This window comes from Glycomyces sp. NPDC021274 (genome assembly GCF_040641195.1).
GTDB lineage: Bacteria > Actinomycetota > Actinomycetes > Mycobacteriales > Micromonosporaceae > Glycomyces.
On record NZ_JBFADC010000004.1, the window covers coordinates 323,612 to 343,802 of the forward strand.

At 71.6% G+C, this 20,191-nt stretch carries 20 protein-coding genes; 8 read left to right on the forward strand and 12 right to left on the reverse strand.

Annotation, left to right across the window (positions count from 1 at the left end):
- Together uraH and uraD are read right to left on the reverse strand one after the other, a co-directional pair.
- Positions 1 to 330 (reverse strand): hydroxyisourate hydrolase, encoded by a 330-nt coding sequence (uraH, locus tag AB0I03_RS12405; RefSeq protein WP_360410765.1) that lies wholly within the window; start codon positions 328 to 330, stop codon positions 1 to 3.
- On the reverse strand, positions 327 to 821 hold the full coding sequence (gene uraD / locus AB0I03_RS12410; RefSeq protein WP_360410768.1) for a 2-oxo-4-hydroxy-4-carboxy-5-ureidoimidazoline decarboxylase: 495 nt from the start codon (positions 819 to 821) through the stop codon (positions 327 to 329). The genes uraH and uraD overlap by 4 nt, the downstream gene beginning before the upstream one ends.
- A 244-nt stretch (positions 822 to 1,065) precedes the next feature.
- Between uraD and AB0I03_RS12415 the strand changes: the two genes are divergently transcribed.
- Both AB0I03_RS12415 and AB0I03_RS12420 read left to right on the forward strand, forming a co-directional pair.
- Positions 1,066 to 2,589, forward strand: coding sequence for a PucR family transcriptional regulator ligand-binding domain-containing protein (locus AB0I03_RS12415; RefSeq protein WP_360410771.1), 1,524 nt, complete (start codon positions 1,066 to 1,068; stop codon positions 2,587 to 2,589).
- A gap of 37 nt (positions 2,590 to 2,626) precedes the next feature.
- Positions 2,627 to 3,232, forward strand: coding sequence for a nucleotidyltransferase family protein (locus AB0I03_RS12420; RefSeq protein ID WP_360410774.1), 606 nt, complete (start codon positions 2,627 to 2,629; stop codon positions 3,230 to 3,232).
- Between the two features lie 61 nt (positions 3,233 to 3,293).
- Here AB0I03_RS12420 and ndk read toward each other — a convergent pair whose 3' ends face one another.
- Entirely contained in the window at positions 3,294 to 3,743 is a 450-nt protein-coding gene (gene ndk, locus AB0I03_RS12425; protein WP_353895354.1) for a nucleoside-diphosphate kinase, read from the reverse strand.
- Between the two features lie 85 nt (positions 3,744 to 3,828).
- Between ndk and AB0I03_RS12430 the strand changes: the two genes are divergently transcribed.
- Together AB0I03_RS12430 and AB0I03_RS12435 are read left to right on the forward strand one after the other, a co-directional pair.
- Complete coding sequence (locus tag AB0I03_RS12430; RefSeq protein ID WP_360410777.1) at positions 3,829 to 5,424, forward strand: VOC family protein; 1,596 nt, start codon at positions 3,829 to 3,831, stop codon at positions 5,422 to 5,424.
- Positions 5,425 to 5,463: 39 nt separating this feature from the next.
- Entirely contained in the window at positions 5,464 to 6,486 is a 1,023-nt protein-coding gene (locus AB0I03_RS12435) for an SCO2521 family protein (protein ID WP_360410780.1), read from the forward strand.
- A gap of 127 nt (positions 6,487 to 6,613) precedes the next feature.
- Here AB0I03_RS12435 and AB0I03_RS12440 read toward each other — a convergent pair whose 3' ends face one another.
- From AB0I03_RS12440 to AB0I03_RS12450, 3 genes are read right to left on the reverse strand one after another with little or no spacing between them, the layout of a single operon-like run.
- Complete coding sequence (locus tag AB0I03_RS12440; RefSeq protein WP_360410783.1) at positions 6,614 to 7,609, reverse strand: SCO2522 family protein; 996 nt, start codon at positions 7,607 to 7,609, stop codon at positions 6,614 to 6,616.
- Between the two features lie 11 nt (positions 7,610 to 7,620).
- Positions 7,621 to 8,565: an SCO2523 family variant P-loop protein gene (locus AB0I03_RS12445; RefSeq protein WP_360410786.1), complete on the reverse strand. Its 945-nt coding sequence runs from the start codon at positions 8,563 to 8,565 to the stop codon at positions 7,621 to 7,623.
- 2 nt (positions 8,566 to 8,567) lie between these two features.
- On the reverse strand, positions 8,568 to 10,433 hold the full coding sequence (locus AB0I03_RS12450; RefSeq protein ID WP_360410789.1) for an SCO2524 family protein: 1,866 nt from the start codon (positions 10,431 to 10,433) through the stop codon (positions 8,568 to 8,570).
- A 206-nt stretch (positions 10,434 to 10,639) separates the two neighbouring features.
- Here AB0I03_RS12450 and AB0I03_RS12455 point away from each other — a divergent pair, with 206 nt between their 5' ends.
- Positions 10,640 to 10,852, forward strand: coding sequence for a hypothetical protein (locus AB0I03_RS12455; RefSeq protein ID WP_360410792.1), 213 nt, complete (start codon positions 10,640 to 10,642; stop codon positions 10,850 to 10,852).
- Between the two features lie 70 nt (positions 10,853 to 10,922).
- A complete protein-coding gene (locus tag AB0I03_RS12460; RefSeq protein ID WP_360410795.1) occupies positions 10,923 to 11,162 on the forward strand; it encodes a hypothetical protein in 240 nt (79 codons plus the stop codon).
- A 7-nt stretch (positions 11,163 to 11,169) separates the two neighbouring features.
- Here AB0I03_RS12460 and AB0I03_RS12465 read toward each other — a convergent pair whose 3' ends face one another.
- The 6 genes from AB0I03_RS12465 to AB0I03_RS12490 all read right to left on the reverse strand — a co-directional run bounded on the left by AB0I03_RS12465 (position 11,170) and on the right by AB0I03_RS12490 (position 18,266).
- Positions 11,170 to 11,691 (reverse strand): GNAT family N-acetyltransferase, encoded by a 522-nt coding sequence (locus AB0I03_RS12465; protein WP_360410798.1) that lies wholly within the window; start codon positions 11,689 to 11,691, stop codon positions 11,170 to 11,172.
- Positions 11,688 to 12,101, reverse strand: coding sequence for a DUF4233 domain-containing protein (locus AB0I03_RS12470; RefSeq protein ID WP_360410801.1), 414 nt, complete (start codon positions 12,099 to 12,101; stop codon positions 11,688 to 11,690). The genes AB0I03_RS12465 and AB0I03_RS12470 overlap by 4 nt, the downstream gene beginning before the upstream one ends.
- Complete coding sequence (locus AB0I03_RS12475) at positions 12,094 to 13,431, reverse strand: folylpolyglutamate synthase/dihydrofolate synthase family protein (protein ID WP_360410804.1); 1,338 nt, start codon at positions 13,429 to 13,431, stop codon at positions 12,094 to 12,096. The genes AB0I03_RS12470 and AB0I03_RS12475 overlap by 8 nt, the downstream gene beginning before the upstream one ends.
- 93 nt (positions 13,432 to 13,524) lie before the next feature.
- A complete protein-coding gene (locus AB0I03_RS12480) occupies positions 13,525 to 16,146 on the reverse strand; it encodes a valine--tRNA ligase (RefSeq protein ID WP_360411075.1) in 2,622 nt (873 codons plus the stop codon).
- Between the two features lie 39 nt (positions 16,147 to 16,185).
- Entirely contained in the window at positions 16,186 to 17,106 is a 921-nt protein-coding gene (meaB, locus tag AB0I03_RS12485) for a methylmalonyl Co-A mutase-associated GTPase MeaB (protein WP_360410807.1), read from the reverse strand.
- Complete coding sequence (locus tag AB0I03_RS12490; RefSeq protein WP_360410810.1) at positions 17,106 to 18,266, reverse strand: acetyl-CoA C-acyltransferase; 1,161 nt, start codon at positions 18,264 to 18,266, stop codon at positions 17,106 to 17,108. The genes meaB and AB0I03_RS12490 overlap by 1 nt, the downstream gene beginning before the upstream one ends.
- A 32-nt stretch (positions 18,267 to 18,298) precedes the next feature.
- Here AB0I03_RS12490 and mce point away from each other — a divergent pair, with 32 nt between their 5' ends.
- Together mce and AB0I03_RS12500 are read left to right on the forward strand one after the other, a co-directional pair.
- Positions 18,299 to 18,727: a methylmalonyl-CoA epimerase gene (gene mce / locus AB0I03_RS12495; RefSeq protein ID WP_360410812.1), complete on the forward strand. Its 429-nt coding sequence runs from the start codon at positions 18,299 to 18,301 to the stop codon at positions 18,725 to 18,727.
- Between the two features lie 228 nt (positions 18,728 to 18,955).
- Complete coding sequence (locus tag AB0I03_RS12500) at positions 18,956 to 20,155, forward strand: cell division protein DivIVA (protein WP_205326584.1); 1,200 nt, start codon at positions 18,956 to 18,958, stop codon at positions 20,153 to 20,155.
- Positions 20,156 to 20,191: the final 36 nt, after the last annotated feature.

The window sequence follows — 20,191 nt, forward strand, 5'->3', positions numbered from 1 at the left end:
CTAGCTCCCCCGGTACGTGGAGTAGGCGAAGGGGCTGAGCAGGAGCGGCACGTGGCTGTGGCCTGCGGCGGCGGTGAACGCGATCTCGACCTCCGGGTAGAACGTGGCAGTGTCGCGGAGCGCGAACCACGCGCCGGTCTCGAAGCGGAGCTTGTGCGGGCCGGGCGTGGTGCGCCAGCCCGAGACGCGGCCGTCCGCGTCCGTGGGGGCCGAGGCGACTGCGGTGTACTCGCCGCGGTCCAGCCTGAGGAGGGTGATGAGGAGGCCGGCGGCGGGCCGGCCCGCGACGGCGTCGAGGACGTGGGAGGACACGGTGCACGGTTCGCTCACGGCCGCACCGCCTTCTCCAGGCGCAGCGCCACGATCTTGCGCAGTTCGGCCACCGCTTCGCGGTGCTCGGTCGCGTCGTCGCTCCCCAGGCGCCGCTCGGCCTCGGCGAGGATCTCCTCGCCGGTGAGGCCGGTGGCGCAGATGAGGAAGACCCGCCCGAAGCGGCGCTCATAGGCGGCGTTCACCGCGGCGAGCTCGTCCCGGACCGCCGCGTCCGCGGCCAGCGCGCGGGACTGCTCGCCGCGCGACCACTGGTCCTCGACGGCGGGTTTGGGTTTGCCGATGGGGGCGTGCGCGGCGTGCGCGACGGCGAGTTCGGATTCGTCGAGCTCGTCGAACCCGGCCAGTGCCGCGGCCCGCAGTGCGGCCACGGTCCGGTACGGGCGGCCCGAGGCGACCTTCTCGGCCCAGGCCCGGGAGGCGCAGCAGGCCGTGAGCACCTCCACCGCGTCCTCCGCGTCAGCGGTGTCGAACGCTTCGAGAGTCCACATCGGCGCCTCCTGGTTCCCTGCTCTGTAGACGGCTCGCCGCACTCACCGTCGCACGAACTCGCCGTGTGGAATAAGTGAAGCCGAAAGCCGAGGCCGGGGGCACTGTGTTCGGCTATGAAAGCTTCGTTTCCCCGCCGTTAAATGCTGGAGGATCGTCCAAAGACTCCAGCTGGGCGGCGCTATGGTGGAGTTGCCTACCGCGTCCCGACGCGCCTGTGAAGGCCGGACCCCTGGGGGCCACACCATGCGACTCCGTTCACTGCTGCAGATGCCCGAACTGGGACTGACCCTGGTCTCGGGCCGCCACCACCTCGACCGCGAGATCCGCTGGGTCGTGCCGACCGACATGCACGACCCGCGCCGGTACCTCTCCGGCGGCGAGCTGGTGCTCACCGGCCTGATGTGGCGCCGGGCCGAGGACGACTCGGACGCGTACGTGCGCAACCTGATCGCGGCGGGGGTGACGGCGCTCGGCGCGGGCGACCACCCCGAGTTCCATGCGGTCCCGGTGGACCTGGTCGACGCGTGCGAACGCCACGACCTGCCGCTGTTCGCCGTGGACGCGGCCGTGGCGTTCGCCGAGATCACCGAGCGGATCGTGCAGCGGCTCTCGGTGGGCCGCTCAGGGGACCTCGCCTCGCTGCTGGACCGGCACCGGCGGCTCATCGCCGCCGACGGGATCGGCCAGATCCTGGAGCTGATCCGCAATGAGCTGGGCATGGAGTGCCTGGTGCTGTCGCCGACCGGGCGGGCGCTGCGCGGCGGCCTGGAGCTCGGCGAGACCGACCGGGCCGCGGTCGTGGCCCGGGCGCACGCGTCGGACCGCCTGCCGCAGAAGGTGACCCTCGACCGGCACCGCGCCTACTCGGTGTTCGGCATCGGCTCGACCCTCCACACCGGCCGGTTCCTCGTCATCGACGACGACCACACGCACTGGGCGCCCGAGCGGCGGCTCGTCGCCGAGCAGCTCGCGGCCCTGCTCATGCTCGAACTCGACGACCCGGCGGTCCGGCCCGCGCCGCACGTCGAACTCGTCGCCGCACTGCGGGAGGGCCGGATCGACGAGCACCTCATGCGTTCGGCGGGCCTGCCGGTCGGCGGCACGGTCACCGTCATCGCGGCGGTCGGCGAACCGGTCGCGCTGCGGGAGGTCGTGGTCGCCGAAGCGGTCGCCGGCCAGTCGGGCGATCCGCTCGAGGCTCCCGTCGCGGCCTGGGCCACGATCGGGGACGAGACCATCGCGGTGCTCGCGGGCCCGGCCGGCTCCGCCGAGGAGCGGCCAAGGCTCCTGGACTGGTCGCGGCGGTGCGCGAAGGTCCTCTCAGGTCTCGGCGGGCACGGTGCCGTGAGCGTCGGCCTCGCCGATCCGGTGCGCTCGCCCGCGGGATTGTGCGGCGCGCTCGAGCAGGCCCGGCACACGGCCGCGCTCGCGCAGCCGCGCCCCGGCGGCGTCGACATCGCCGAACCGGACCACCTCGTCTCGCACCGGATGCTGCTGGCCGCCGTCCCGCCCGACGTCAGCCGGGCGTTCCGCACCCGCGTGCTCGACCCGCTGCTCGAATACGACGCGCACCACCGCTCCGACCTCCTGCCGACCCTGCGGCGCTTCCTCGAATGCGACGGCTCCTGGCGCCAGTGCGCCGCGAGCCTCCACCTGCACGTCAACACCGTCCGGTACCGGATGCGGCGCGTCGAAGAGCTGACCGGCCGCGATCTGCGCAACCCCCTCGACCGGATGGACCTCGCCCTCGCGGTGAGCCTGGAGTGAACGCGGCCCCGACCGGGGCCGTGAAAGGGGGGAACACATGAAGAACACCGCGGGCCTGGTGCTCGCCGCGGGCGCCGGACGGCGCTTCGGCGGACCGAAGGCCCTGGCCGAGTTCGACGGCCGCAGCCTGCTCGACCGGGCCGTCGCCACCTTGCACGCCGGCGGGTGCCGGCAGGTCCTCGCCGTGCTCGGCGCGGGAGCCGAGCAGGCGCTCGCCGCCGCCACGGAGGCGTTCACGCCCGTCATGAACCGGCGGTGGGGGCAGGGGCTCTCGACCTCGCTCAAGGCCGGTCTCGCCGCCGTCCCGCAGCGCTACGACGGGGTCGTCGTGACCCTCGTCGACCAGCCGCGGATCGTCCCCGAAGCGGTCAGGCGCGTCATCAACGCCGCCGAGGACGGCGCCGCGGTCGCGGTCGCCGTCTACGCGGGCCGGCGCGGCCACCCGATGTACTTCGCGCGCGAGCACCTCGACGCGATCGCCGCCGGGGCCGCGGGCGACCGGGGCGCGCGGGACTTCCTGGCCGCGAACCCGCACCTGGTGCGGGAGGTCGAGTGCCCGGGCGACCCGCTCGACATCGACACGCAGGCCGACCTGGAGGCGCTGACGCGGCCCGCCGGCGGGCCGCACCTCATACCGAGCTAGACGGCCCGCAAGCGAGTCCCCGTGCCGCTGCCAGCGTCGTCAGTGGTGCGGTCACCCGGTATTACGCGGCGAACCAGAGGTCGATCTCGCGCTTCGCGGACTCCTCCGAGTCCGAGGCGTGGATGAGGTTCTGCTGGTTCGAGACCGAGAAGTCGCCGCGGATCGTCCCCGGCTCGGCCTTGCGGCCGTCCGTCGCCCCGGCCAGCTTGCGCACCACCGGGATCGCCTCGTCGCCCGAGACCACCAGGCTCACCAGGGGCCCGGAGGTCATGAACGTCTTCAACCCGTCGTAGTACTCGCGGCCCACGTGCTCGGCGTAGTGCGCGTCCGAGAGCGCCGCGTCCATCGTCCGCAGCCGCAGCTGCTCCACGCGCAGCCCCTTGCGCTCCAAGCGGGACAGGACCTCGCCGATGAGCCCGCGCCGGACCGCGTCGGGTTTGATCAGGACGAGCGTGCGCTGTTCGGCCACGGGAGGACTCCTCGAAAGTGTCAGTCGGATTCTGGCTGCCATCGTAAGGGATGTTGTGTCCGTTGCCTCACCCACGTACGATTCACGTTGCAACCCGGTTCTCCCAGTTGTGGATGAGGTGTCCCCGATGGCACGTGGCAGCCAACCACCAAGGCCGGCCCCCCGGCCTTCCAAGGCGCCCAGCAGGGGCGGCGCGAAAGGCGGGGCCGCACGCGGAGGCGCGAAGGGCGGTGCCCCGAAGAAGGGCGCGCAGCCCGGCGTCCGCAAGGCCGCGCCCGGCAAGCCGATGCCCCGCACCGGACGCCAGCCGGTGGGTCGGGGCGCGACCGCCGAGCAGCTGCGCCAGCAGCGGCTCATGCTCGACCAGCAGCGCCGCTCGCGCGAAGCCCGCTGGTGGGCGATCAACCAGCACGCCCTGAAGGACCTGCACGCGCGGCAGCACCATTCCGCGGGCGGCGAGGCGATCGGCACGACCCTCAACGGCGACAGGCGGATGCGGTGGCGCACCTCCCACGCGGTCGGCGCCATCACTTTACTGATCCTCTCCTTCTTCCTCGCTTCCATGGCAGTCGGCGCGCAGAGCGTCGGCATCGCCATCACCGCGTTCGCCTGCTTCGCCGGGTGCATCGCGTTCGTCACCGTCGAGCATTCGGCACGCCGCTTCCCGCAGCCGGTCCCGGCCCCGCCGCTCATCGGGCAGCACCGGCTCGAGGACCTCATCGTGGAGGACGACCCGCCGCGGCCCGCCGCGGTGAAGGAACCGGCCCCGAGCTCGCTCGACGACCTGTTCGAGGCACCCGCGCGCCCTGAGGCGGCCAAGCCGCCGGCGGCCCCTGCGGCAGCGGCCGCACCTGCCCCGGTGCGCGCGCCCGCACCCGCCGTCGTGATCGTCGAACCCGTTGCGGCCGAACCGGAACCGACCGCGACCGCCGTCGCGACCCCGCCCGGGCAGACGCTGATCACCGAACCCGTCGACGCCGAACTCATCGACGACGAAGACGACGACCCTGCGCCGCCCGCGGCCGTCGCCGAATCAGCGCCGCTGCCCAGCGACCCGCCGCCGAACCGCGTGCCGACCGGGGCGTTCACGCTCCCGAGCGACCAGATCGGCGGCGCGCGGGGCCCCGGCGCCACCGAGACCGCGGCGCCCGCACCGCCTCCCGCGGACCCGCCGCCGCCGTCAGATGGACCGTCAGATGGACCGCCGAACGGGCCGTCGAAAGGCCCGATCGCCGAAGCCGTGACGAAGCTCAAGGCGCCGTCGCCGCCCCGGCAGCGGACCTCCGCCGAAGGCAGCAGCCTCGCCGACGACCTCGCCGAACTGCTCCTCTCCGAGCAGCGGCTCGGCGGCACCGACGTCACCGACGTGGCCGCCACCCTCATCGTCGCGGACCTGCAGCGCTCGGTCGAGTTCTACACCGACGCACTGGGGCTCCACATCGCCGACCGCACCCAGGAGGCCGCGATCCTCGACGCCGGGTTCGGCAAGATCCTCCTCTGGGAGCGGCCCGACGCGCCGCCCGGCGAGACCGGGGTCATGCACCTGACCTTCGAGGTCGGCGACATCGACGCCACCTTCGCGGAGATGAACCAGGCCGGCGTCGAGTTCCTGCACCTGCCGCGCACCGCGCTGCTCGGCCAGAACTACGAAATGCGGGCCGCGGCCTTCCGCGACCCCGACGGCCACGGCCTGGCCATCACCGAGCACCGGGAGCGGGACTAGCGAGAGCCTTCCCGCCCAAGCGAACAGGAGCGAGCGCCCATGCTCATCGTCGGCGAGATCCACACCGCGCTGCTGCCGCACTCGCGGCCCCTCACGCCCGAGGAGGCCCGCGCGGCGCTCTCGCTCGCCGTCGGCGAGACCGTCGTCCAATGGGCGCGCCCGGTCCCGCACACGGCCTCGCCGACGCTCCTGCACGGCGTCGACTGCCGGCTCCCGCTCGGCCCCAAACCCGACAGCCCCCACACCGAGGAGGACGACCGCAACGGCTCGCTGCGAGCCGTCGGCTCCGTCTCCTCTCGCGCGGTGCTCACCGGCGGGCAGCTCCTCCAGGGCTCCGCCTGGGCCTCGGTCGCCCGCTCCCAGCATCCGCGGCGCATGCCCTGGTCGTACTACCTCGCCAAGCCCGGCTCCCTCGAGACCATCGGCAAGTTCGACGCCCCCCGCCTCGCCGAGGGCTACCTCATCGCCGAGAACCGCCCTGACCGCGCGAAACTCCTCGACACCGCCGCGGTCGCGCGCCACTCGATCCACGACGTCCTCGCCCGGCCCATGTTCGACCAGCGCCCGCCGATCAAGACCGGCTCCACGCGGCTGCGCTGGGCCGCGGTCACCGACCCCGGGCAGCCCGCCACGGTCGCATTCCGGCTGTCGGGCAACAACAGGCGGCGCCTGCGCATGGTCACCGGGCCCGTCGACCCCGAGCAGGTGGCCGCCGCCGCCGAGGACCTCGCGGTCCACGACTGGCTGCTCACCGCCGTCGCCGCACGGGTCGCCCTCGCGAAGATCGGCGAGGACTCGCGGCACACGCTGCGCACGCTCCGGCCCGTCGTCGACCACCTGCTGCACCTGTGGTCGGCCGGCGCCCGCACCTCCGCCGACCTCGAGTTCATGTGGGACGCACTGGAACGGCGGCCCGGCCTGACCCGGCAGTGGACGACGATGACCGAGCGCGTGCGGTCCCAGATCGACTACGGCGCGGCCGACCTGGCCGCGCAGATCCTCGACCTGATGGAGCAGCGCCAGCGCCAGTCCGGCGGCCCCGGCGGCGTGTTCCACCGCTAGCGGGTCCTGCGCCTGGCCGGTGCACCAGACCGCTCGCCGTCCGGCCCCGTTCGCCGGTTCGCTGCGTTTCGGCTGTCGACGCCTGTGGTGCTCATCGGCAGTGCGAGCCGTCGGCTCGGGTACCTCCCTAGAGCGGGCCCTGGAAGATGTAGCTGAGCCGGTCGACGAGCTCGTCGGGTAGGACCAGGCCCTCCCGTTCGGCGGACTTGCGGATGATCTCGACCGCGCTCGCCTCGGGCCGCACCGACCCGCAGATGACCCGCACGGCGTGCTCGACCTCGAGGTAGTTGACCGAGAGGATCGAGACCGTGCGGTAGGCGGGGAACGGGAACGCCCCGGGCTCCAGCTGGAGGATCGGCGGCATCGCCTCCCACGTCTCGGGGAAGCGGGCCCGCGCCGGGCGGTCGGGATCGTGGCCGTGCTCGTCCGGGACGACTGCGGCGACGGCCTCGGGCACGCCGATGCGCCGGCCCTGGTTGCGCAGCACGCCGAGGCGCAGCAGCTGCCAGACGGCGGCGAGCATCGGGCAGGACCAGCGCCGCCCCTGGGCGGTGTCGCTCCACAGTTCGACGTCGAGGAACACCGAGTGGTCGCGTTTGGCGTTCTGGCTGGGCGGTCGCCACTGGTCGGGCACGCCCATCGCGATGCCTTTGGGTCTGGGGCTGGGCACGCCGTTGCAGAGCCAGCCGGAGCGGGCGACCGTGGGCCGGGAGCCGGTTGCACCCGGCGGCGGCTCGAACACGATCCGGTCGGCCACGAGGGCGGCGAGCTGCAGCGGACCCATCTGGGCGCAGGCGGATTCGCGGGCGAGGTAGTCGATCTTCAGGTCGGCGTCGGCCGCGGCCTCGGTGATGACGCTGATGAGCTCCTCGGGCGGGGGCATGCCCTGCTGGCTGTAGTCGTCCACGAGGTAGCAGGTGCTCACGCGCGGGCGGCGGCCGCCGAGGCGCTTGGAGAGGGCCTCGGTGGTGCCGTGGACCCAGGCCGCCGCGGAGGCCATCTCGGCCTTGAGGGTGTCGGGCCGGGCCAGGTCGTCGGCGTAGAGGTGGCCGACCTCGATCGACAGGTGCGACATGCCGAAGCGCTCGGTCCGCTGCCTCGCGCTGGTCTCTTCGTACGTCATGGCTGGTCCACTCAATCGATGCCGCGGGCGATGGCCTCGAGGCCGGGCACGAACAGCTCCTCGGCGGAGCGCACGGCCAGCTCGGAGAAGGCCTTGACGGTCTCCTGGTTGGCGATGTCGAGCGTGACGGTGTCGGCGTCGGTGATGATCTGCTCGCGCCACTGCAGGACCGGGTCGAGCGGGACCGACCCGAGGAGGTTCATGCGGCCCAGTTTGAGGCGCGCGGCCATCTGGTGGAGGTCGGCGTCGATCTTGCGCAGCCAGCGCACCTGCGTGGGTTTGAGGCCGGAGAGGTCGGCGCCGTCGGGGTCGACGACGGCGGTGCGCACGTAGCGGATCGAGGCGAGGAGCTTGCGCTGGTAGTCCTCGCCGAGGGCCTTGCTGGTCTCCACGAGGCCCCGTTCGCCGTAGACGAGGGAGTGGGCGGCGAGGACGTGCTGCTTGGTCCAGCGGTGGTAGACGATCCAGCGCCAGGGGAGGTTGGCGAGTTCGGGGCGGGCGGTGGCGGCCATGACCATCTCGGTGGCGTGGGAGCGGCCCGCGGAGAGGTCGACGATGACGAGGTCGAATTCGCGCGAGAGCTCTTGGAGGAGTTTCACGCACCGGTCCACTGTGGTGTCGTCGCCGGGGAACTCGGAGCCGTCGGCGTCGCCGGGGCAGAGCACGAGTTCGCCCGCGCCGTCGGGCCTGGCCTGGAGTTCGGCCCGGTCGGTGGCGGACCACACGGAGTGGCGTTCGGGTTCGGAGGCGAGGTCCTGGAGGTACTCGTGGATACCGTTGCCGTTGGTGCCGTGGTCGAGGTCGTCGATGGCGAAGATCGCGCCGGCCGTGGGCGAGCCGAAGTCGAAGTCCACATAGCACACGTTGGCGCCCTGGAGGGCGCGCCGGTAGGCCAGGTTGGACGAGGACACGGAGCGTCCCGTGCCGCCCTTGTCGGAGGTCGCGAACAGCAGCATCGTCACACCCCGGTCTCGGCGTCGCGCCCGGCGGCGATGAGCCGGTCGAGGTCGATGAGCGCCTTGACGCCGAGGGCGAACGCGGTGCCCGGGCGCTCGTCGACGACGTCCTTGGCGTGGCGGATCGTGAGGCCGACCGAGCGGATCTCCTGCGCGAGCGCGGGTCCGGCGTGGCCGGAGCCGCGCAGCAGCTCCTGATCGTAGACGTGCTCGGCCTCGACGAGGAGTTCGTGCGCCAGGTCCTCCAGGCCGCGGGAGCGGGCCGGTTCGGAGGTCGCGAACTGGGCGGCGAGCACCATGGCCTCGACGACGCGGATCGTGAAGTGCCAGGACGGGTCCTCGAACCAGTTGGCGAGTTCGCCGTAGACCTGCTTGGGCTGGTCCCACAGGCGCGCGGCCGCGCCTTCGCGGATGCGCCTGCGCGCCAGGTGGTCCCAGACGAGGTCGGCCACTTCGAGCAGTTCCGCGCGGGCCTCGATCGTGACGAGGAGGCTCGCGGCGTGGTAGAGGCGCTTGAGCAGCAGCGGCGCGAAGTCGACCATGTTCCAGACCATGGGCGGGCCGTCGAGCTTCTCGATACCGGCGAGTTCGGCCTTCACGCCGGGGAAGTGGGTCTCGATGGCGCGGTCCCCCGCGAGGGCGCGGCGGGTGATGCGGCCCCGGTTGGCGAGTTCGACGAGCACGTCGCCGAGGCGGATGAGGTCGTCGTCGCCGCCGCGGGAGGCGCCGAAGTTGTCGGTCGCGACCGCGCACACCAGGAGCGAGTAGTAGTCGTACTCCAGGCCGTCGGTGGTGCGCCAGGGAACGTCTTCGAGCGGCCACTTCGAGCCGCCGCCGAAGGACGCGACCATGGCCCAGTAGCGGCGGGTGACGTCCATGCGCAGCTGCAGGGACTGGGCGAGGCGCTGCTCCTCCTCGGTGAGGAGGTTGCGGCGCATCACCCTGGGCGAGAACAGGGTCTGGATCGCCTCGAGGGCGACCACGGTGAAGTACAGGTACGGGGCGTCCTCGGCGCGGCCGGGGCGCTGCGTCGAGGTGTCCGAGAGTTCCGGGATGTCCGGGGCCTTCTCCACGACCGACCAGGACCAGCCGATCTCGAAGAGCTTCGTGGGGGCCTCGACGCCCGCGGTGCCGCCCGAGCCCACGGTGATGGTGCGCAGTGTGGCGATGATGTCGTCCGCGTTCTCGCGGAAGCGCCGCACGATCTTGCGGTCGGCCTGGCCGTCGACGTTGATGAGCGCGATGAGCTGGCGGCCGAAGTCGTCGTCGGCGTCGAACGTGGACACCGCGAACGAGCGCAGCAGGCCCGTGATCGCGCCGAGGAGGCGCCGGTGGATCGCCGTCTGCACCTGCTCGAGCTCGCGGCTGAGGTCGACGCGGCCCATGCGGTCGACCGTGGGCTGGAAGTCCTGGAGGAACGACAGGGAGGTGAGGCACAGCGGAATCGCGAGCGCGAAGCCCTCCGTGACGTCGATGGCGCGCTGCTCGGGGTGGGCCTTCTGGCTGCGGTCCTTGCGGTGCATGTTGGAGCCGCCGGAATAGACGGGCACGCCCTCGTCGTCGACGTGCTTCTCCATGTAGTTCTTGACCAGCCGCATGATGCGGATCGGGATCTCGACCGCGTCGCCGAGCCCGGAGAACGCCTCGAGGACGGCGTCGCTCGTGGCGTCGGGGTCGGCGTAGTTGAGTTCGGGGAGTTCCTGCGCGGGGTACAGCAGGCACAGCAGCTGCTGGGCGTCGCCCACGGCGTCGGACTGGTTGCGGCCGCCCCAGTGCCAGACCTTCCGCTTGCCGCCCTCCTCGGGAGCACGCCAGCTGTAGGCCACCTGGGCCCGCCAGATGTCGAGGAGCTGTTGCCGAGGCTGCATCTTCACAGGGGATCACCGCCGAGCGCTCAGAGGGCCGAATCGGACAGGTCCACTATCGCACGCCCATGTGACACGAACAGACTCGCAGAACGTGTTTTGTCGCTTACCCGACAGATCGGGGACGTCCGCCGGACGGCTCGCGAGCGTCCTATGAGTAGGGTCGGCAAACCGGGCGTACCGGTACCCTCCAGGCGCAAGGAGTCGAGATGGTCGAACTGATCCTCGCGGGCGTGATCATCGGCGCCGTCTGCGCCGCGGCCGTCGTCACGGGCGTCCGCGACCAGCGCCGCCGCAAGGCGATCCGGCTCGCGGCCGAGCGCAGCGGCGTCCCGTCCGGCGAACCGATCCCCGGCGGCTGGGGCGCTGACGGCACCGACCGACAGGCCATCGGCACCGGCGGCTGCGCCGACGACCGCTGAGCGGCGCCCTGCGGCTGGCGCGGCGACAGTACCCTGAGCACTCGGTTCCCCACCCCCTGAAGGAGTTCGGATGGAAACTGCGGTCTGCCTCCTCATCGTCGGCGTCGTCGCCGGTGTGGCCATCATCGCGACGGCCGCATCGTCGTCCAAGGCGCGACGGCGCGGCGGGTACTCGAGCTCGTCCAGTGCCGCCTACTACGACTCGGGCCACAGCGGCGGTTCCGGCGGCGGCTCGAACGATTGCGGCCCCAGCAGCAGCAGTGATTCCGGAGGCGGCGGGGACTCGGGCGGCGGAGGCGGCTGCGACTGAGCCGCCGTCAGGCCCGCAGTTCATAGACGCTGCAAGGAACCCCGTTGCCCGGCACGACCGTCTCCCGCTCGAGCGTCATGCCGAGTTTCTCCGCCACGCGGATCGAGGCCGCGTTCGCACTGTGGATGCACGAGACCACCCGGTCGAGCCCGAGTTCGCCGAACGCGAAGCCGAGCGCCGCGCGCGCCGCCTCGGGCGCGTAGCCGCGGCCCCAGCGGTCGCGGCGCATCCGCCAGCCGAGCTCGGTGACCGGCAGGATCTCGGGCAGGAACGCGGGCGTCGCGAGCGCCGCCCAGCCCACCAGCGTGCCGGTGTCGATCTCGACGGCGGCGAAGACGCCCCAGCCGTGCGCGTCCCAATGCGCCGCCGCCTTCGCCGTACGGGCCTCGGTCTCCGCCGGCGTGAGCGGGGCACCGCTGCCGATGTAGCGCATGACCTCCGGGTCAGCGTTGACGACCTGCATCGCCGCGGCGTCCTCGGCCGCCAGCGGACGCAGCACGAGCCGCTCGGTCCTCAACTCGATCGTCACCGCTTCGGGGGCCTTCCCAGCGCGACCTTCACATACCAGCAGTAGGCCCACACCAGGCCGAACACGATCCCGGCCACGCCGAGCGCCCAGTGGATCGCCCAGCAGCCGATCAAGACGACCTGCACCGCGGCGCCCACCGGCCAGACCCACGGGCGCTTCGCCATGCCCGCCAACACGATGCACACGACCGTGAGGACCAGGACCACCATGATCGCGAGTGTCGCGTCATCCAAGATCATCCGCATCGGCACGACCGCCAGCAGCAGCGCCAGCGCCTCGAAGCTCATCGCCATCGCGGCGAGGCTGCGCGCGGCCCGGGCCGGGTCGCGCAGGCCCGAGCGGCCCTCGTCGGGCTCGCTCCAGGGTTCCTCGGCCTCCTCGGGCGTCACATGCTCGTCGTGTTCAGCCACGGCGGCCCACCAGCAGTTGACGCGCGTCGGCGACGGTGAACACCGAGCCGGTCACGAGGACGCCGCCGCCCGACTCGTAGATGTCGTCGGCCTCTTCGGCGAGTTCGATCCCGCGCGCGACCGCGTCCGCCATGTGCGGATAGACGTGGACCCGCTCCTCCCCGAAGACGTCCTTCGCGACCTTCGCGAGCGTCGCCGCCGGCATCGCCCGGTCCGAAGAGGACTTCGTGATCACGATCTCGTCGAGCAGCGGCTCCAGCAGCTCGAGCATGTGGTCGGTCGCCTTGTCCCCCAGCATGCCCACGACGCCCACGAGCTTGCGGAAGTTGAACTCCTCCTCCACGGCCTTCACCATGGCCTCCATGCCCGCCGGGTTGTGCGCGGCGTCGAGGATCACCGTCGGCGCCGTCCGCACCACCTCCAGGCGGCCCGGCGAGGAGAACTCCGCGAACGCCTCGCCCACGACCTCCGCGTCGAGCGCCTTCGGCTCGCCCGCCCCGAGCAGGACCTCGACGGCGGCCAGCGCCAGCGCCGCGTTGTGGGCCTGGTACTCGCCGTGCAGGGGCAGGAACAGGTCCTGGTAGCGGGCGGCGCGGGTCTCGATCGTGATGAGCTGCCCGCCCACGGCCACTTCGCGCGCGGTGACCTCGAAGCCGCGGCCTTCGGGCACGAGTTTCGCGCCGACCGCGCTGGCGCGGCGCAGCAGCGGCTCCATTGCGGAGCGCTCCTGCGTGGCGATGACGAGCGTGGCGCCCTCGTGGACGATCCCGGCCTTCATGGTCGCGATCTCGGCGAGGGTCTCGCCGAGCCACTTGGTGTGGTCGATCCCGATGGGGGTGATGACCGCGACCTCGGCGTTCAGGACGTTCGTCGAGTCGGTCTCGCCGCCGAGGCCCACTTCGATGACGCCGACGTCGATCGGCGTGTCGGCGAACGCGCCCATGGCGAGCGCCACGGTCATCTCGAAGTACGTGAGCGGCTCCGAGGCCTCGCGGTCGACGAGTTCGGCGAGCGGCGCGATCTCGTAGTACTGGGCGGCGAGCTTGTCAGGGCTGATCGGTTCGCCGTCGATCGCGATGCGCTCGTTGACGCTGTTGAGGTGCGGCGAGGTGAACAGGCCGGTGCGCAGGCCGTGCCCGCGCAGGAGCCGCTCGATCATGCGCGAGGTCGAGGTCTTGCCGTTGGTGCCGGTGATGTGGATCGAGCGGAAGGACCGCTGCGGGTCGCCCATCATGTCGAGCAGCTGCTTGATGCGGTCGAGCGTGAAGTCCCAGCGGGAGAACCCGCGGGCCTCCAGGAGCGCTTCGACTTGCGCCAGTTCGGCGTTCAATGTGGTTGTCCCCCGGTCTTGGCGAGCTTGCGAGCCATAAATTTGTAGAGCAGAGGCTGCGGCCGTCCACTGGGGACGGCCGCAGCCTCGGTGTTACGCCAGTCGTTCGAGCTGCGCCGTGATGCGCGCGATGTCGGCCTCGGCGGTCGCCTTGCGCGCCTTGATCTTGTCGACCACGGCATCGGGCGCCTTCGACAGGAACGCCTCATTGCCGAGCTTGCCCACGGTCCCGGCCAGCTCCTTCTCGGCGGCCTTGAGGGCCTTGTCGAGACGGGCCCGCTCCGCGGCGACGTCGATCGTCCCCGAGGTGTCGAGCGCGACCGTGACCTGGTCGGACACCGCGAGTTCAGCGGTCGGCGCGAAGCCCTCGGGCTCGGCGTCGAGCTTCACGAACGAGCGGATGAGCCACTCCTGGTCGCCCAGTCCCGCCGCGTCCAGGCCGGTGATGCGCGCGGCCACCCGCTGGCTGGGCTTGACGCCCTGGTCCGAGCGGAAGCGGCGCACCTCCACGACCACGTGCTGCATCGCGGCCACGAGCCGTTCGGCCTCCTCGTCCACACCGGACGGAGTCGGCCAGGCGGCCACAGTCAGCGAGTCGCCCTGCTCTTCCGTGCCGGTGAGTGTCAGCCACAGCTCCTCGGTGACGAACGGGATCACCGGGTGCAGCAGGCGCAGCAGCTGGTCGAAGACGTGGCCGAGCACCCGCCGAGTGTCGTCGGCGGCCTGGCCGCCCGCGCCCAGCACCGGCTTGGTGAGCTCCAGGTACACGTCGAACACGTCGTCCCACGCGAAGTGGTAGAGCACGTCCATCGCCTTCGCGAACTCGTACTGCTCCAAGTGGGCATCGACCTGAGCGACCGTGCCCGACAGGCGCGACAGCACCCACCGGTCGATGAGCGAGAGGTCCTGCGGCAGGTCGCCCTCCACAGTGGCGCCGCTCATCAGCGCGAACCGCGTGCCGTTCCACAGCTTGTTGCAGAAGTTCCGCGCGACCTCGGCCAGCTCGATCGACGCGATGCCGTCGGCGCCCGGGTTGGCCTCGCGCGCCAGCATGAACCGCAGCGCGTCCGCCCCGAACCGGTCGACCACCTCGAGCGGGTCGATGCCGTTCCCCAGGGACTTCGACATCTTCACGCCGTTCTTGTCCCGGAGCAGGCCGTGCAGGACCACCTCGCTGAAGGGCGCCTTGCCCATCGCGTAGGTCCCGAACATCATCATCCGCACCACCCAGAAGAAGATGATGTCCCAGCCGGTGATGAGCGCGGCCGTCGGATAGAACTTGTCGAGCGCCGGGGTCTCCTCCGGCCAGCCGAACGTCGAGAACGGCCACAGCCCCGAGGAGAACCACGTGTCGAGCACGTCAGGGTCCTGCGTGTACCCCTCCGGGGCGGTCTCGCCCGGGCCCACGCACACCTCTTCGCCACCCGGGCCGTACCAGATCGGGATGCGGTGGCCCCACCACAGCTGGCGCGAGATGCACCAGTCGAGCAGGTTGTCCACCCACGCGAAGTAGCGCTTCTCCATCTCCGGCGGGTAGATCTTCGTCTCGCCGTTTCGCACCGCGTCGCCCGCGAGCTTCGCGAGCCGCTCCACTTTCACGAACCACTGCAGCGACAGCCGCGGCTCCACGGTGGTGTCGCAGCGCTCGCAGTGGCCGACCGCGTGCACGTACGGCCGCTTCTCGGCCACGATCCGGCCCTCGGCGCGCAGCGCGGCACTGATGGCCGAGCGCGCCTCGAACCGGTCGAGACCCTGGAACGGGCCGTGCGCGGTGATGACGCCGCGCTCGTCCATGATGAGGATCGAGGCGAGGTCGTGGCGCTGGCCGATCGCGAAGTCGTTCGGGTCGTGCGCCGGGGTGACCTTGACCGCGCCGGTCCCGAACGCGGGGTCGACGTGCGTGTCGGCCACGATCGGGATGCGGCGGCCGGTGAAGGGCACTTCAACGGTGGTGCCGAGCAGGTGCTGGTACCGCTCGTCGTCGGGGTGGACGGCCACGGCGGTGTCGCCGAGCATCGTCTCCAGGCGGGTCGTGGCCACCACGATCGACGCCTCGCCGTCGCCGTAGCGCATCGACACGAGCTCGCCCGCGTCGTCCTGGTGCTCCACTTCGGCGTCGGAGAGCGCGGTCATGCAGCGCGGGCACCAGTTGATGATGCGCTCGGCGCGGTAGATCATGCCGTCGTCGTACATGCGCTTGAACATCGTCTGCACGGCGCTGGAGAGGCCCTCGTCGAGCGTGAACCGCTCGCGGTCCCAGTCGACGCCGTCGCCGATCTTCTTCATCTGCGAGGAGATGCGCTCGTGGTAGGTGTCCTTCCACTCCCACGCCTTCGCCACGAACGCGTCGCGGCCCAGGTCGTGGCGGGAGAGGCCCTCCTTGTCCGCGAGCTGGCGCTCCACCACGTTCTGCGTCGAGATGCCGGCGTGGTCGGTGCCCGGCAGGAACAGGGCCTCCTTGCCGCGCATGCGCTCGCGGCGCACCATCCAGTCGATGAGGGTGTGGTTGAGCGCATGCCCGAGGTGCAGCTGGCCGGTCACGTTCGGCGGCGGGATCACGATGGCGTAGGGCTCGCGGTCCGAGTCGTCGTCAGCCTTGAAGCGACCGTCGGCTACCCACTTCGCGTAGCGTCGCGCCTCTACTTCTACGGGCGCGTACGTCTTCGGGAGCTGGGTTTCCATGTCCGGTGTCTTCTTCGCTGCGTCTGTCACCAGTCAAGTGTAAGGAGCACGCATGCAGGCATGCGAAGCGGTTTACGCGGTGTCGCCCAGAACCCTTCCCACCGCCGTCGCCACGTCCGTCTCGCCGTTCGCGACCTGTTCCGCCAGCGCCTCGGGAACGGCGTAGCGGCGGCGCAGCTCGGCGTCGACGCGGGCGCGGATCTCGGCCGAGGCGCGGCGGCGGCGCTTGTCGGCGAGGTGGTCGCCGCCGGCAAGCCAGTCGCGGTGCTTGGTGATGGCCGCGACGAGGTCGTCGATGCCCTTGGCCTCGGAGGCGACGGTGGAGCAGATCGGCTGGCGCCACTCGCCTGGCTCGCGGCGGACGAGGCTCATGAGGGCGCGCAGGTCGCGGACGGTGCCGTCGGCGCCGGGCCGGTCGGCCTTGTTGACGACGTAGACGTCCGCGATCTCCACGACCCCGGCCTTGACGGCCTGGATGCCGTCGCCCATGCCGGGGGCCAGGAGCAGGAGCGTGGTGTCGGCGAGGGCCGCGATCTCGACCTCGGCCTGGCCGACGCCGACGGTCTCGACGATGACGACGTCGAAGCCGACCCCTTCGAGGAGCCGCACCGCCCCGCCGGTGGTGGCGGCGAGCCCGCCGAGGTGGCCGCGCGTGGCGACCGAGCGGATGTAGACGCCGGGGTCGAGGGCGTGGTCGGCCATGCGGACGCGGTCACCGAGGATCGCACCGCCGCTGAAGGGACTCGAGGGGTCCACGGCGAGGACGCCGACGCGGAGGCCGGATTCCCGCCAGGCGGTGATGAGCGCCGAGACGAGGGTGGACTTGCCGACGCCGGGCGAGCCGGTGACGCCGATGATGAGCGCGTCGCCGCCGGTGGCGAGGCGCGCGACCTCAGGGGCGTCGGCGGTGCCGTTCTCGACGGCGGTGATGAGACGGGCGGTGGCCCGGCGGTCTCCCGCACGGGCCGCCGCCACCAGGTCTGCGACCCGCATCAGGCTCCCTTGAGGACGATCGCGTCGCCCTGGCCGCCGCCGCCGCACAGTCCCGCCGCGCCGACCTGGCCCGGGCCGAGCTGGCGGGCGAGGGTCTGGGCGAGGCGCGCCCCGGAGGCCCCGATCGGGTGCCCGAGCGCGATGGCCCCGCCGTCGGGGTTCACGCGTTCCAGGTCGACGCCGAGCGTCTCGGCCGAGGCCAGGACCACGGCGGCGAAGGCCTCGTTCATCTCGACCACGTCGAGGTCCCCGGCTGCGACGCCGGCCATGGCGAGGGCCTTGGCGATCGCGTTGGCGGGCTGGTCGAGCAGCGAGTTGTCGGGCCCGGCCACGGTGGCGTACGCGAGGATCTCCGCGGTCCAGGTCCAGCCGTTCGCCACGGCGGTGGACTTCTTGGCGAGGACGAGCGCGGACGCGCCGTCGGAGATCTGCGAGGCCGTGGCGGCCGTGATGGTGCCGTTCTCGGTGAAGGCCGGCCGCAGCTGGGCCAGGCCCGCCGCGGTGGACTCGGGCCTGATGCCCTCGTCGGCGTCCACGAGCCCCTTGCGGGTCTCGACGGCGGTGATCTCCTCGGCGAGGCGCTCGGCGGCCTTGGCGGCCCGCTGGTGCGAGTAGGCGGCGAAGGCGTCCTGGTCCTCGCGGGTGATCGAGCGGCCCTTGAGGTGGCGCTCAGTGGACTCGCCCATGGAGATGCCGTCGTAGGCGTCGGTGAGGCCGTCGTGCGCGAGGTGGTCGAGGAGCACGGTCTCGCCGTACTTGAAGCCGCGGCGCGAGCCGGGCAGCAGGTGCGGCGCGCGGCTCATCGACTCCATGCCCCCGGCGACGATGACATCGGCGGCGCCGCCGCGCAGGAGCTGGTCGGCCAGGCCGATGGCGGTGAGCCCCGAGAGGCAGACCTTGTTCACCGACAGGGACGGGATGCTCATGGGCAGCCCGGCCGCGACGGCGGCCTGGCGGGCCGGGTTCTGACCGCATCCGGCGGGCAGGACCTGCCCGAGGATGACCTGGTCGACGCGGCCGGGGTCGACCCCGGCGCGTTCGAGTGCGGCTCTGATCGCGGTCCCGGCCAGATCGGTGGCGGGGATGTCGCTGAGCGCGCCGTTGAAGCGCCCGATGGGTGTCCGGGCACTGGCGAGGATGACGGTGTTGTCGTCGTTCATGGAGACCTCCGTTGGTCGATACCCTCGATCGTATGACGTTCACTGAGGGAATCGGACTGCGGCGCATCGATCATGTCGGGATCGCGGTCCCGGACCTGGACGCGGCCCTGGAGTGGTATGCGGGCGCGCTCGGCGGGACCGAGGTGCACCGCGAGGTGAACGAGGCGCAGGGGGTCGTCGAGGCGATGGTCGGGTGGCCGGAGGGCGGCGCGCAGGTGCAGCTGCTCGCGCCGCTCGGGGACGACTCGCCGATCGCGAAGTTCATCGGGTCGAAGGGTCCGGGCCTCCAGCAGCTCGCGTTCACCGTGGACGACGTCGAGGCGGCGGCGGACGCACTGCGGGCGCGCGGCTGCCGGCTGCTGTACGACGAACCCCGCCAGGGCACCGCGGGCTCCAGGATCAACTTCGTGCACCCGCGGGACGCCGGGGGCGTCCTCATCGAACTGGTCGAACCCGCATAGGGCCCTTGCTGGTCCATGACCGAAGGGTGCCGGTCCGCACACCGTCACTGTCAGATAGACGACGCCATTCGAGTGACACCTGCAGGACACCGAAACTTCACCGATGACGACTTCCGTGTCGTTTCAAGGATTTCGACCGTTTTGCGGCTAGTGTTGCGGGTGGTTCGCCCCTCATAAACCCCTGACCTTGCTGTCGACATTCGCGGTCGCGTCTGCAAGTATTGGTCCATGTCGCAGCAGCCCTCCAGCAGTACCTTTTTCGACAACGACCAATCGGTGCCGGAGTTCCCCGTCCAGTTGCGGGGTTACGACCGCCACCAGGTGGACGAGTTCATCTCGAAGAACCTCGGCAAGCTGAAGCAGACCGAGTCGCAGCGGACCGAGGCCGAGCAGCGGATGACGGACGCCCAGCGTCGTCTGCGTCAGGCCGAGCAGCGCATCCAGGGTCTCGAGCAGCGCCTCGCCGAGCAGCAGAAGCAGCTCGAGGAGAACACCCGCCCGACGCTCTCCGGACTCGGCACCCGCGTCGAGCAGATCCTGCGACTGGCCGAAGAGCAGGCCAACGAGCACCGCGCCGAGGCCAAGCGCGAGACCGAGGGCATCCTCTCGGCCGCCCGCCTCGAGTCCCGCGAGATCACCGACGCCGCCCGCGGCGAGGCCGGCTCCCTGAAGCAGAACGCCGAGCGCGAGGCCAACACCCTCCGCACGCAGGTGGAGCGCGAGGTCGCGGAGCTGCGGACCAACGCCCGCCGCGAATGCGAGACCCTCCGCGCCGACGCCGAGCGCGAGACCAAGCAGCTGCGCACCGCCACCGGCCACGAAGTGGCCGAGCTCAAGGCGTCCGTCGAGCGCGAGGTCGCGACCCTCCGTGCCACGGCCGACCGCGAGATCACCCAGCTGCGCGCCAAGGCCGCCCGCGAGGCCGAGGAGAAGCGCGCCGAGGCCGCGAAGCTCTTCGCCGAGGCGAAGGAGAAGCGCGACAAGGACCTCCAGGCCCTCGACCTCGAACTGGCCGAGCGCAAGGAGAAGGCCGAGCGCGAAGAGTCCGACCGCCACACCCGCGCCGTCGCCGAGACCCAGAAGCTCGTCTCCGACGCCGAGAACCGCGCCCGCGACGCCGAAGAGCGCGCCAAGGCCGCGGAGACCCGCGGCGAGGAGAAGCGCTCCGAGGCCGACAACTACGCGCAGGAGACCACCAGCAAGGCCAAGAAGGACGCGCAGAAGCTCGTCTCCGACGCCAAGGCCGAAGCCGAGCGGCTGCTCGCCGACGCCAAGTCGGACGCCGAACGCGTCACGACCGACGCTGAAACCAAGGTGGCCGAGCTCACCGCGAAGCGGGACCAGGTGCAGGAGACCCTGCGCAACCTCAGCGGTCTGGTCAGCGGCGCCCTTGGTGGCGCCCTTGGGCAGCAGGGCGACGACAAGTAGAAAAACAGGACGACAAGTAAACCTGGCGAATCCGCG